11 protein-coding genes are annotated in these 13,303 nt (G+C 29.6%); 1 reads left to right on the forward strand and 10 read right to left on the reverse strand.

Annotated features, from left to right (window positions below; genetic code table 11):
• Nucleotides 1–14 precede the first annotated feature (14 nt).
• The 10 genes from ACZIYX_RS05965 to ACZIYX_RS06010 form a co-directional block, all read right to left on the reverse strand.
• Nucleotides 15–2,246 (reverse strand): NeuD/PglB/VioB family sugar acetyltransferase, encoded by a 2,232-nt coding sequence (locus tag ACZIYX_RS05965; protein WP_462681296.1) that lies wholly within the window; start codon nt 2,244–2,246, stop codon nt 15–17.
• 88 nt (nt 2,247–2,334) lie between these two features.
• Complete coding sequence (locus ACZIYX_RS05970) at nt 2,335–2,940, reverse strand: sugar transferase (protein WP_462681297.1); 606 nt, start codon at nt 2,938–2,940, stop codon at nt 2,335–2,337.
• 48 nt (nt 2,941–2,988) lie between these two features.
• Entirely contained in the window at nt 2,989–3,657 is a 669-nt protein-coding gene (locus tag ACZIYX_RS05975; protein WP_462681298.1) for an acetyltransferase, read from the reverse strand.
• A 153-nt stretch (nt 3,658–3,810) separates the two neighbouring features.
• Nucleotides 3,811–4,050, reverse strand: coding sequence for an acyl carrier protein (locus tag ACZIYX_RS05980; protein ID WP_462681299.1), 240 nt, complete (start codon nt 4,048–4,050; stop codon nt 3,811–3,813).
• 6 nt (nt 4,051–4,056) lie between these two features.
• Nucleotides 4,057–5,559, reverse strand: coding sequence for an AMP-binding protein (locus tag ACZIYX_RS05985; protein WP_462681300.1), 1,503 nt, complete (start codon nt 5,557–5,559; stop codon nt 4,057–4,059).
• Nucleotides 5,560–5,568: 9 nt separating this feature from the next.
• A complete protein-coding gene (locus ACZIYX_RS05990) occupies nt 5,569–6,666 on the reverse strand; it encodes a hypothetical protein (RefSeq protein WP_462681301.1) in 1,098 nt (365 codons plus the stop codon).
• Nucleotides 6,667–6,684: 18 nt separating this feature from the next.
• A complete protein-coding gene (locus tag ACZIYX_RS05995; RefSeq protein WP_462681302.1) occupies nt 6,685–7,290 on the reverse strand; it encodes a sugar transferase in 606 nt (201 codons plus the stop codon).
• Between the two features lie 20 nt (nt 7,291–7,310).
• Nucleotides 7,311–8,624 carry a phenylacetate--CoA ligase family protein gene (locus tag ACZIYX_RS06000; protein WP_462681303.1) on the reverse strand — a complete coding sequence of 438 codons (1,314 nt, stop codon included), beginning with the start codon at nt 8,622–8,624 and terminating at the stop codon, nt 7,311–7,313.
• A 14-nt stretch (nt 8,625–8,638) separates the two neighbouring features.
• On the reverse strand, nt 8,639–9,691 hold the full coding sequence (locus tag ACZIYX_RS06005) for a sugar-transfer associated ATP-grasp domain-containing protein (protein WP_462681304.1): 1,053 nt from the start codon (nt 9,689–9,691) through the stop codon (nt 8,639–8,641).
• Nucleotides 9,692–9,719: 28 nt separating this feature from the next.
• On the reverse strand, nt 9,720–10,871 hold the full coding sequence (locus tag ACZIYX_RS06010; protein WP_462681305.1) for a glycosyltransferase family 4 protein: 1,152 nt from the start codon (nt 10,869–10,871) through the stop codon (nt 9,720–9,722).
• Nucleotides 10,872–11,168: 297 nt separating this feature from the next.
• Here ACZIYX_RS06010 and ACZIYX_RS06015 point away from each other — a divergent pair, with 297 nt between their 5' ends.
• Nucleotides 11,169–13,154 (forward strand): right-handed parallel beta-helix repeat-containing protein, encoded by a 1,986-nt coding sequence (locus ACZIYX_RS06015; protein ID WP_462681306.1) that lies wholly within the window; start codon nt 11,169–11,171, stop codon nt 13,152–13,154.
• Nucleotides 13,155–13,303: the final 149 nt, after the last annotated feature.

A 13,303-nucleotide genomic window follows, 5' to 3' on the forward strand; every position in this document is an offset into this window, starting at 1 on the left:
TTGTTTTTTTTATTTTATCGGTGTTCTTTTAATTCATTGTTTTGAAAAAAATAATCTTTAATTTTTTTAGATAATACCTGAGACAACCAAATAATTCTTCCACAATGTTCTACATGCCATACTGCTTTACCATCAAATACATTTCCGGCAAGTAATGGTCCTACAATATGTAAGTTTTCAGAAGCCTCTAAATCATCATTTACTTCAAAACCTATTTTGGATTTATTAGGTTTACAATACTTTTTTTGTATTGCATTTTTCAATAGTTCAGGGATATTTTTTTTATCAAAATTAGTACCTCCAATACAGTTTATTACTATATGTACCGGGGTCTCATAAATTTTATCTTTTCCGGATTCTGTATCTAAATATTCTAAAAAGTACTCTCCAGAAATGTTCTCTTCAATATTTTTAAATCTTCCTGCAATATGTTTGAATCTATTTTCTGTTTTTAAGTACTCTACTGTTTTTGAATAATGAAATCCTGCACACCGTTGTCGTCGTCCTATCTCATTACCATAATGACAAGCAAATTTTTCTAGTTCTTCTGGGTTAAGTTTGCTTAACAAATCCCCAAAGGCTTTAGATATAATATCTACAGTAGAAGCTGCTCCAAGATGCATTTGATCTGCATAATCCAAATCTCTGAATGTGGCTTCAGCAATAATTTTTGCTGTAATATTTTTTTCTTTTGCTAATGCTTGTAAGTTAAATGGTGTATATTCCTTTTGTCCTTTTTCATCAACTACAGCATCTGGTAGCAAGCCTTGCGTTGAAAGAATGGTGTATTTATTTATTTGATTGTTTATATTTTCAATATCATTTAATTTATACAGCATTTCAAGACCACTTGCATTAGCGCCCACGATAAGAACATTTACTTTCTTATTTGGTGTTTTCTCTAAAAATAATTTTATTTTTTCTAAGATTTTTGTTAATTCTGGCTTGTAAGGGTCGTTTATAAAAAATAAATTGTCTTTTTCTATTAAGTTTTCATTTTTCCACAACGCGTTAACGGGTAAAGATCCCGTAGATAATATCACTTTTTCTGAGGATACTGTTTTTTTGTTATTTAATGTTATTGTATACTTATTTTCTTCTTTATCAATATCAATAACTTCTGCATTAATGTAATCGACATCTATTAATCCTTTAGCCTTAAAATATTCTAATCTGTTTTTTACTTTTTCATTAATATACCATCCAAAAAAGCGACGAGGAATAAAAAGGTTTTTCCACTCATTATTTTCTATTTCCTTAGCATGTGTTACAATCCAATCCAGAGATAAAGCTCCTCCGTCCTTTTTTAATTCATCTAACAGCCAATTTTTATTATTATTAAGCCACTCAATAAATTTTCCAAGTTCTGGTTCTGGCAAAAAGTTTTTTAATGATGTTATTAAATGTACCGAGAAACCGGATCTTGATCCATAAGGAATCCCTGTATGAAATTCTTGATATTTATCTATTATACTAATATGAATTTTATTTTTTGTATTAGTTTTTTTAATAAGATCCAAAAAATGTAAGATAGTAAAAGAGGAAGAAATACCTGAGCCAATAAAAGTAATATCAGATTGTTTTGGTTTGTCATTAAGTTGTACTTCTTGTTTTTTTGTTTTTATTACTTTACCTGGATTACCTACTACTGTGGAGTAATCCGGAACATCATTTAAGACTACTGTTCCTGCTCCAATAGTACACCATTTACCTATTTTTACCTTTGGTATTACGACTGCTCCTACTCCTACGTGTGATCCTTCTCCTACTTCTACATGGCCACACAGGGCTGCTTTGGGTGAAATATGGGCAAAATCTCCTATTATATTATCATGGTCAATACTTGCTGCTGTATTAATGATGACATGCTCACCTATAATAGTATTTGGCTGGACTATAGCTCCTGCAAAAACAACTGTCCCATCCCCTATTTTTGCAGTAGGAGCAATAATAGCAGATGGGTGTATCGCTTTTTCGAAACTACTTTTCAAAAAACCTGCAATCTCTGCTCTTTCTGCATTTATTCCTACAGCTATTATTACAGGATATCCTTCATGAGGAAAATCTTTTAAATTACCTCTGGCTCCTGTAGTTACATTTTTGGATGCGTAATGACGTCCTGATGGTTTATCATCAAAAGTCTCTGATACTTCGTATCCGTTATTTTCTAATACTTCTCTTATAACTTGGGAATGCCCCCCAGCTCCATAAATTCTTATTTTTTTAGATGTCTTGTTTATTTCCATTTTCCTAATTACTATATTTAAGTTGACTTGTGTTGGCTATATATATTATAATTTGCTCAAAAAGAACTGTTTTATAAGTTTTTGAATTTTAGTTATTACCATTCCACGCTGGCATAGTAATATTTTGATTTGTATTTACTCCTTCTTTTTTAATTACTTTTTTTAAGGTTAGCAATAATATTTTAATGTCCAGAATAAAACTTACATTCTCTACATACCATACATCATATTCAAATTTCTGATTCCAGGATATGGTATTTCGTCCTTTTACCTGAGCCCATCCGGTTATACCTGGTCGCATATCATGTCTTTTTTGTTGTACTTTATTATACAAAGGTAAATATTCTACCAAAAGTGGTCTTGGACCTATTAAGCTCATATCTCCTTTTAAAACATTAATTAGTTGTAAAATTTCATCTAATGAGTATTTTCGAATAAAGGCGCCTGTTTTGGTTATACGAGAAACATTATGCACATTCTTTTTATCCTCGGTCTTTAAATCGGACATGGTTTTAAATTTAATTATTTTAAAAAGTTTACCATTTTTTCCGGGTCTTGGTTGAAAAAAGAAAGGTTTGCCTTTGTTTACAACCAGTAATATCAAAACAATCGTAACTATAATTGGCAATAGTAGTAAAATACCAAAAAATGAAAGTATAAAATCCAAAATTCGTTTTATAAATGATTTATACATATAATATATTTAATATTAAAAATAATTAATGATGACTTTAGAATCGTATTATAATTTTGATAAATATTTTTCTCCCTCTTTTATAGTTCTTATTTCCTTGGCCGGAACACCATAAAACAGCTTGTAATCTGCTACATTGTTTAAAATCAATGAGCCTGCACCAATAATACTATGTTTACCGATCGTAATCCCCTGAATAACATTTACTCCTAAAGATATTGCTGTACATTTACCTATACTAACATTTCCTCCAATAGTAACCCCAGGTGCTAAACTAGAAAAATCCATAATAATACTCTCATGCCCAAAAGTAGCTCCTGTATTTAAAATACAAAAATCTCCTATCTTTGCTTCTGCATTAATTATTACTGAAGCCAATATTACGGTTCCTTTACCAATTTCTACGCTTGGGCTAATTATAGATAAAGGATGGATTATTGTAATAAATTCAAAATCAGGAAACTTTTTTTCTATTTTGTTTTTTATTAAAAGTCTAGTCCAGTTATCTCCAATAGCAATAACGCCTTTATTAATTCCTTTTTTAATCAAATCCCCAATATAATCTTCTGTCCCAAGGACTTCGTATCCGAGTATATTTTTTCCTACTGGCTTAAATGTATCTATAAGACCATATATCGAATAGTTATTACTTAGCTCTATTGTTTCTATTATTACCTTGGCATGACCCGAAGCTCCTATAATAAGAATTTTATCCATTTCATTTACCTGTTACATATTTAATTATACCGTTTCTAAATTTAATTAAACTCTTTTTTCTTAAATCATAAAACACTAAAAATAGGTTTCCAAGTATAAATTATCTATTATTTTCTTCTTCAAACTAAGAAGACATAAATTTTTTCTACAAAATTATAGCTCAGATTCTATGATTCTAACCAAATCTCCTACATTATTCATATTCATTAAATCCATTAGCTTAAATTTTATTCCAAAAGATTTTTCTATTTCTGTAATAATCATCATGTGTGTAATAGATTCCCAACCATCAACATCCTGGGCTGTGGTTTCGTCATTAAGTTGAAAATTGTCATGTTCTAATACCTCTATAAAAGCTTTTCTTATTTTTGAAAAAATTTCTTCCTTATCCATTTTTAATTATTTAATTTCAAAATATGTTTTTAATTGTTTTCTATCTATTTTCCCATTTATACTATGCGGAAATTCTTTTACAAATCTAACATGCATTGGAATCATATACCCTGGCATTTTTGTTTTCATATAATCAAATATTGCTTCGGTATCAAAAACTTCAGACTCAATAGCTAAACCCAACTCTGCATTTCCTAATGAATTGGTGATATCCAAAGCTACCATATTTACTTTTTTTTCTGATTTTGTTTTGGCATGAAATTCAATTTCTGCCAATTCTACTCTATATCCTCTAATTTTTACCTGAAAATCTGCTCTTCCAACGTATAAAAAGTCACCTTCTTTATCTTTAAAGCAAAGATCTCCTGTTTTGTAAAATCTTATTTCTTTGCCATTTTTATCTATTTTAGTAAAAAAACTTTGAGCATTACGTTCTTCATTTTTCCAATACCCAGGAGTGATCTGTGGTCCGCCAAGACATAATTCGCCTGTTACGTTTTCTTCTACTTCTTCATTATTTTCATTTACAATAAGATATAATGTGTCTTTTTGAGGGGTTCCAATAGCTATTATTCCATTATGGTTTTTTTGATGCGTTTCTTTATTATAAGGATAAAACCCACTATAAACAGTAAACTCTGTTGGCCCGTAGTAATTAAATATCTTACAATTTGGCAGACAATCACTCCATTCTTTTGCTATATCACTATGCAAAGCTCCTCCTCCAAAACTACAATATCTTACATACGGGGCATTAATCTCTGAAAAATAAGGGCGTAAATAATTTATAATAGATGGCACCATAGTAAGTACGGTAAGCTTTTGTTCTTTAATAAGTTTAAAGATATAAAAGTACTTTATTGCCCCTTTTGGTATGGTATAAATACAAGATCCTGATAAAAACGGGAATAAATAAGTTACTACAGAAAAATCGAAAGTAAGTTCAAACATTTGCAAGCATTTGTCTGAAGGAACTAAGTTAAACTCTGGTTCCTCATCAATTGCGTTTACCAATGCATCTATATTATTAAACGTAATAGGAACACCTTTTGGAAGACCTGTTGTACCAGAGGTAAATAAAATATATGCTATTTGATCTCCTGATACAAATTTTGGTATAAGATCTATTTCTGTTTCTGATAATGAGGCAGAAGCTAATACTTTATAATCGTTTTTATAAATAGAGTTTTCTGACGAATCTATTACATATTTAATATCTGTTAATTCAAAAATTTTAATATTTCGGTCTAAAGGTGTATCAGGATTTACAGGTACATAAGCTTTTCCTTCCAGCCAAAGTGCTATGATGCTTGCATAAGTTTGTACATCGTCATTTGTTACTATACCTACCAGTTTTTCTGTATCTTTTATATTACCCGCAATAGCTGATCGAATCCTGGATATTTCTATAGCTAAATCTTTATAGGTATAAAATTTACTATTTATACATAAAGCACTATAATCTGCGTGCTTCTCTATCGATTCTTGCAGTTTTTTTACAAATTTCATACGCTAATTTTAATAAAAATGACCATCTCTATTTAACATTTCTAAATTTTCGCTACCTAATTTAGTCTCTTTATGAGCTAATCCTTTTTTGATTACCTTATGTGTAAAAATAGTCTTGTATCTTTTTGTTATAGCATCAGATAGTTTTGTATCGTCTGTAAAAATAAATTTAGCTTTCTTTTGGATCAAATTTTCTATTAATGCATCTACACATAAATAATAATTATCCTCTTCTCCTACCAAAAAGTATTTAATATTTAATTCGTTATAATTAATCACATAAGATAAAAAACCAATAATTTTATTTTGTTTCATAATCTTAAGGTTATGTATATAAATATTATTACTGGTTCCTGTTTGTAAAGATATATAAGGATGTTTTTGGGGTATAGGGGTTTGAGTATACTGTATATTATTTAATTGCCAATTCACATACTCTTTTGTTTTGTATATTAAATCATTTTTGCACAAAGGCTCTATAAAATCCCAAGTTATATCTTCTAACTGATTTATATATTCGTATGATAACTCTTTGGTTCTGCTTCTAGCTATGGGTTTGTTTACAAGCTTAATAATTGTAGCAGTGGCAGCATCTATTTTGTTTAAAAAAAATCTAAAGTTTTTTAAAAACCTGAATTTCCCTATAAGCATAGATGCATCCATACTAAAAAAAATGGTATGCCTTAATCTTGATGCAATTACTGTAAAAGGTTGTTTTTCGTAAAAACTATTTACATTTTCTGCATAAGATTTAATTAAAATTTGTTTTCCTGTAAGATTTACTGCTTCATTATATATGTAAGTTCCTAAAACAGTATTTTTATATTGTTTATGTACCCACCAGGATATCATCCAATATATTTTTGTTGGTTCTGATTCTTTGTTATTAAGTAAATCCGGAAACATAAAAATAAATGAGATCATTTTTTCTCCTTCATAACCAATAACTCCGCAATAATCCTCTTCTTCTATCCTAGAGTTAGACAATAACCACAATGCTTTACTTTTAGGAAACGGTGCAAGGCTTCCTTTCCAATAAGAGTTTTTGGCAACCGCTTCTCTAAGCATTTTTTTTGTTATACCAATTATCTGTAAATCTTTGCTCATCTGTTTCACTTCTATAAACTAATTGTTCCCATTAAAATACTCAGATGTTTGTTCTTCAGATAAATTAACATCTTTTTTTTGAATCACTTTTTTAAGTGTTAGCACAAGTATTTTAACATCTAACAAAAAACTCATATTTTCTACATACCATACATCGTATTCAAATTTTTTTTTCCATGTAATAGAGTTTCTGCCATTAACTTGCGCCCATCCTGTTATTCCTGGTTTAGTATTGTGTCGTTTTTTCTGGGTTTGATTATATACTGGCAAATATTCAATAATCAATGGTCTGGGGCCTATCAAAGACATTTCTCCTTTAATTACATTTATTAATTGGGGTATTTCGTCTAAAGACGTTTTTCTTATAAATGTTCCTATTTTTGTTATCCTATCTATGTCTGGCAGCAAATTTCCTTTAGTATCTCTTTTATCGTTCATTGTTTTAAACTTTAGTATACTAAAAATCTTTTCTTTTTTTCCAGGTCTTTTTTGGACAAAAAATGGTTTTCCTTTATTTGTAATTCCCAAGAAAGCAATTAAAAACAAAAACAAAGGTGAAACTATAATTAATATGATTAATGATATGCAAAAATCTAAGATTCTTTTTATAAATAACTTATACACAACCTTTATTTTTACTATTATTACTTATGTAAATTCACCATTTCATTAACCATCACTCTTCTTTTTCCTGATGCAAGTAACGGAATTTCATTAACATATTCTACTGTGATTTTTGCATCTTCGCCCAAATACACTTTAAATTCGTTAAGGAACTCTTGTTCTCTTAAAAAATTACTATCAGAGTTTAGTTTAAAATGATATATTCCCGATGCTTTTTGAATAAGCTGAGATTGTTTCAATTCGGGGTATTTATTCACTATTAAAACTAAATTAACAGATATGGCTTCTCCCCTAACATTATAAATCAAGTCTGTTTTTCTTCCTTCAATTTTTGTAAAAACAGGTTTCGAATCTATAGTATCTTTGATTCCAACATCTCCTGTATCATATCTAATCATTGGTATACAATAATTGAACAAATCTGTTACTACAATTCTCCCAAGTTTTCCTTCAGGTACTCTTTTATCAGAATCAAATTCTAAAATTTCTACAAAATAACTAGCTTCATTTATTTCAAAATATGATTTATTACCAAGTGGTTGTTGCGCAATGATTCCATTTTCTACATTAGAATATCTGGATACCACTTCGACACCAAAATATTTACTCACTGCTTGTTTTGTATAGTCATTTAGTTTTTCAGATATCGCAATTATTGATTTTAGGTTATTAGGTATTTTAGAAGATTTCTTTTGATCCAAATATCTGCATATTTCCTGATATGCTGAGGCGTACCCCAACCAACTATTTGATGATCTGCTTTTTGACAATTTTTTGAGTATGGCATCAATAGTTTCTTTATTACTTAGTTCAAAAACATCTACAGGTTCTATATTTTGAAGTAATCTTGATATAATTCCTTTTTTTTGAAAAGCATTCCATAATCTAAAATAAGTAAGATGATACCCGATTTTAAACCCTGCCATTTCAGAAAAAAATATATTATCGGCTATATTTCTTATTTTTTTTTCATTATTCTGATATATCATAAATGGGGTCCCGGTAGAACCACTTGTACTTACCTTAAATTTAGGAAAGTTTTTAAATTTTTTGGACTCAAAATCATTAAAATTATCCCGGATCATATTTTTATTAATCACAGGAAAATCTTCTATAGAATTGTATTGGTTATATTTTTTATAATACTCTGTAGATTCGACAGCATGGTTCAGGATGTTCTGAATACTTATCTTTTTACTTTCTATCGCTTTTGAAGCAATCGGATTTTCTATTATAAATTTTATCTCCTTATAGATAGCTCGTTTTTTTCCTTTTTGTAATAAATCTATACCCCAAAATATTTTATTTCTTAGTATTTCAGATATTTTCATCATATCCTCTTATTATATTAATTAGCTTCTTTCATAATCTCTTTAAACATGGGATGTTTTAAATACCCTCCATAAGCAATATCCGGAGTTACAAAAGAGTTATTATCATTGCCTTCTATAATAATAGGTCCGTTAGTACCTATAGCAATATCCCAGCCTATTATACGATCCGGGATATAGGTTACTGCTTTTTTAATTAATTGACAGGATTCTTTAAAATATGGTATTTCAAAATCATTAAAGACTATTCCTGTATCCGGATGCTCGCTTAGTTGTTCTCCTCCATACTTCATTAATTGATGGCTTTTTCCCCTAAGTGTACCTTTTTCGATATCTACCGAAACATAAAATCCTCCTAAGCTGCCATTATCAATAAAGTTACCTCCTCTGCCAAATCTCATAAATGCTGATAATATATGAATATTATTATTTTTATCGATATATGTATCAAATCTAATCGTATTCACACTATGCCTGTATATTTTGTTTATTACTTCATGTTGTTCTACAACTTCCTGATTAATACAATCATTAGCTAATATATAGTCTCCATATTCATTAATCTCTTTTTCTAAATTTTGTTGTGTAATAAGATATGCTCCAGTGCCTCCCATTTCTGTAATAGACTTAACAAATATCTTTGTTTTTCCTGTCTCATTAAATAAGTTATCCAAGAACTCAAATAGATTCTTTTTATCTTTAACTACACAGACTTCAGATTTATAGAAAAACCTGTTCCCCAAATTATAGCTAATCAAAGGGGGAACTGGCATATTATTGCTTTCCATATAAAAAGAAAAAGCAAGTTTGTTTCTTAATATAGAGGCATATTGAAAATGGTGAAGGTTTTTAGAAAGTGTTATTTTGTCAATTTCTTTACTACTTAAATAATCTTTATAATTTGTAATATCTTTTCGATATAAAAATTTACCAAAATAAAAATATGGAACTTCTTTTTTTACTACCCAGAAAACTATAGTTTCTCTAATTATCTGTAAAAGTCCTTTTCTATTCTTATCCTTAAGAAAAACTAAAAGTCTTTTTCGTAATAAAAGTAGTTTTGTTTTCATATCATAGATTTCAAAATAAGTTTATCATCTAATTATCCAGTGAACTGTATTCTTTCAAAAGTTCTTTCCACAAAAATTGACGTTCATATCTACTTGTTATAGATTCTCGGGCATTAATGGCCATAGCATTTCTTAAAACATCATCTTCTATAATCATTTTTATACTTTTAAATAATGCTTCTGTATTTTTTACGGGAATTATTTTACCATTAATACCATCCGTAACAATTTCATTACAACCATTAATATCGGTCACAATACTAGCTAATCCCATAGATGCCGCTTGCATTACTACATTTGGAAACCCTTCGCGATAACTAGGAAATGCCAACACATCTGATATAGCAAAATATGGTCTAACATCATCCTGCCATCCTACAAGGACAATATTGGGATTCGTATTTATTTCTTTTTCCGTTTCAGCAGATAATGGATCCAGATCTTTTTCATAAGTTCCTACCAACAAAAGCTTAACATCATCTCTAATATCACTTATTTTTCTAAAAGCTTTTATTAACTCCTCTATCCCTTTATCTTTTACTAACCTGCCTACATACACTATCACTTTATCCGAACTGGTAATACCTAAACTACTTGATAATTTTAAATTATCAGATTCTGAATATAAATCCGGATCAAAAAAAGAGGTGTCTATTCCATTAGAGCTTCCATTTGCTATAACTTTTAATTTTTGTGGTGATGTATATTTATTTTTAATTATAATTTGATGAAGACCTAATGAATTTGGATAAATTTTGGTAGCACATGCATAGGTTGCTTTTTCTACAATATCTAACAATATTCTTTTTGCGCCTGTAGCTTCTAACAGAGGAAGACCTGCAATAGTGTGCAACCTATGAGATACACCTGCTAATTTTGCTGCTAACATAGACAAAGTACCTGCTTTTGGAGTATGACTATGCACTATATGTGGTTTTTCTTTTTTAAAAATCTTATATAGTGTATATACTGCTTTTAAATCTTGAAATGGTGTTATCTTACGTGTCATCTCTATCGGTATAACACGAACTTCTTCTTGTTTAGATACTTGGTCTAATACGCCTCCGCCTTTACTTGAAATCCCTATGACATCATAATATTGGGACATAAATTTTAATTGTCCTTGCAATAGTTTACCCAAAGAAATCGGCACTGTAGTAACCCTAATTATTTTTTGCATTTTCCCAAGCTTAAAAATATAGTATGGTCTATAAATATTTTTCGGTACAAATATAAGTATATACCTGTTTTTAGATACTTTAAAAATTGTTTTCTTTTATTTCTTAACAATTAGAAAAAATAAAGAAAAAATAAAAGAAAGTTATTTTTTATTGTTATCCCTTACAAAAAGTAAGGCAGGAATTAAAAAAACCACATATTTACAAAGGTTAATGAAAATTTAACATTTTTATGAAAATTTTAAACAATTAATTTGATAATTTTTCGTTTAACAATAAATCAAAAAAATAATCCCCCAATGAAACAATTATTTTATTACTTACTTATTCTTATGACCTGTATTGCTATATCATGTAGCAAAGAAGATGTTGCTGATAATACTCCCGAGATTGGGGTAGAAAACCCGCCCAATGAGGTTGTTCCCGATCTACCACCAAACGTGATTACAACACCTTGTGACTTTGATTTATCTAATGTTGCAACTGATGCAACTATTATATTAAATTGTGTTTTAGATCTAAAAGGAAAAACGATTAAACTACCACCTAATGTAAAATTTGAATTTGAAGGAGGTGATATTAAAAATGGTAAATTAATATTTAGTGGTGGCACTATTGCCGGAGAGCTTTTAAGTTCTAATCTACAAATCGAAGGAAATGTAAAACTTGAAAAACCTACTTTTCAATTTTTTGCATCCAGATGGACTGGTATTGTTGAAGGCCCTACTACTTCTGATATTGCCCAAAACAACAACAACGAATTAGAACGATTAATGGTGTATACCAAAGGGTTGGGAGCTAAAACTTTTCAGATTGGTAAATTTGATGCTTATTTTGAAGTTAGTAAAGTAACCAGTACAACCACGAATCAAAACTTTTATCCTCATCTCGAAGCTATTAATGTTCCTTCTGATTTTCATCTCAAAATGTCTGACCAGACTACCTTAAGAGTTTTTCCAACAGAGGGTAAAATTGCTGCTTCTTTAATGGCGGTGCATGAGGCTTCTAATGTTACTATAAGTGGAGGACATCTTGTGGGCGACAGAGAATTAAGAAAATACGAATCTGCAAATGCTGAACATGGAACTCATTTATGTAAAATAAGATCTGGAAATAATGTAATTATAGATAATGTAAAATTTAGTCTGGGATCGGTTGGCGGAATAGATATCAACTCTACAGGATTTTCTTTTAACGCTGATTATAACCCAACAAGAAATGTTGTAATCAAAAATTGTACATTTGATAAAGTACGAATGATGAGTATTGCTGTAACAGATGGTCGTGATATTTTAATTGATAACAATACTTTCATAGATAATGCAATACCACTAGCTAATTCTGACGGTGGCGTTGTTGGATTTGCTATAAACATAGAGCCTGTAAGAAGCCGGGATCCTAATACCGGGGAATTAATCAATTATCAAATAGTTCAGGATGTAATTGTTAGTAATAATAATGAAAGAGGAAGTAGAATTGGCTCTTTTAATGTTTTTGTTGGAAACAGAATTACTTTGGAAAATAATACTGTAGAAAATAAAATGGCCTGGAGTCTTGCTAGCAACACCAAAATACGTAATAATACATTTATAGCTTCTGAAAAATCAAAAGATAAACCTGCTATTGATGTTGGTGGTACTGGAGAAACTGTTTTTGACAACGAGGTATCCGGAAACAAAATATCTGGTTATGGAGTTGCTATTTCTGCTTATTTTGGTGAAGTAAACATTTTCAACAATGAACTAATAGATAACAATAGTGGTATACAACTTAAAAATATTGAAAAAGAAACTAATGTATATGCTAATCTAATAAAAAGTTCTATATCAACTAGTAGAGGTATTAGTATTCAGTCTACATTTGCTAACAATGTAACTATTCATTCTCATAACACTGCTCAATATTATATTGATGTAAAAGCTAATCACCTGTATTTTGTAGCGGTTAATGAAGAAGCTGGTCAAGAGAACTATCTGGTGAATATAAATAATAACAATTTTGATTCTTCTGCTTCTGTAGTATTTTCAAGAGCCAAAGGAGTTAACTATAATAATAATGTTTCTAAAGGACCTGTTCAAATTGTAGATGCCTCTAAAATTCAGTTATCCTCAAATACCATTACCGCTTCTAATTCGCATGGTATTGCTCTTACCGGGGTAAACACAACTATAAAAGCAAATTTGAATACTATTGATTTCCCTAATGAAGCTCGTTTTGAATGTATCAGTATTGCTGATACCACAAACCCAAGTGAAGTAACTTTAAGTGGAAACGTTTGTAATTAAAACATAAATCGCAAGTTAATAAAACCAAAAAGAGGGTGTCTAAAAAGTCAAACACCCTCTTTTTTTATTGTGATTTTTTTTAAAATAGCTCTAATAAATGTATGCATCCGAGCAACTACAGTATAGAATTTTCTTGATATCCAGGTAGT

It is taken from the genome of Aquimarina sp. (assembly GCF_977115655.1).

Coding starts and splice junctions, on each gene's coding strand:
- ACZIYX_RS05965 (WP_462681296.1), bottom strand. CDS start 2,246: ATGGAAATAAACAAGACATCTAAAAAAATAAGAATTTATGGAGCTGGG.
- ACZIYX_RS06005 (WP_462681304.1), bottom strand. CDS start 9,691: ATGAAAACAAAACTACTTTTATTACGAAAAAGACTTTTAGTTTTTCTT.
- ACZIYX_RS05975 (WP_462681298.1), bottom strand. CDS start 3,657: ATGGATAAAATTCTTATTATAGGAGCTTCGGGTCATGCCAAGGTAATA.
- ACZIYX_RS05970 (WP_462681297.1), bottom strand. CDS start 2,940: ATGTATAAATCATTTATAAAACGAATTTTGGATTTTATACTTTCATTT.
- ACZIYX_RS05980 (WP_462681299.1), bottom strand. CDS start 4,050: ATGGATAAGGAAGAAATTTTTTCAAAAATAAGAAAAGCTTTTATAGAG.
- ACZIYX_RS05985 (WP_462681300.1), bottom strand. CDS start 5,559: ATGAAATTTGTAAAAAAACTGCAAGAATCGATAGAGAAGCACGCAGAT.
- ACZIYX_RS06000 (WP_462681303.1), bottom strand. CDS start 8,624: ATGATGAAAATATCTGAAATACTAAGAAATAAAATATTTTGGGGTATA.
- ACZIYX_RS06010 (WP_462681305.1), bottom strand. CDS start 10,871: ATGCAAAAAATAATTAGGGTTACTACAGTGCCGATTTCTTTGGGTAAA.
- ACZIYX_RS06015 (WP_462681306.1), top strand. CDS start 11,169: ATGAAACAATTATTTTATTACTTACTTATTCTTATGACCTGTATTGCT.
- ACZIYX_RS05990 (WP_462681301.1), bottom strand. CDS start 6,666: ATGAGCAAAGATTTACAGATAATTGGTATAACAAAAAAAATGCTTAGA.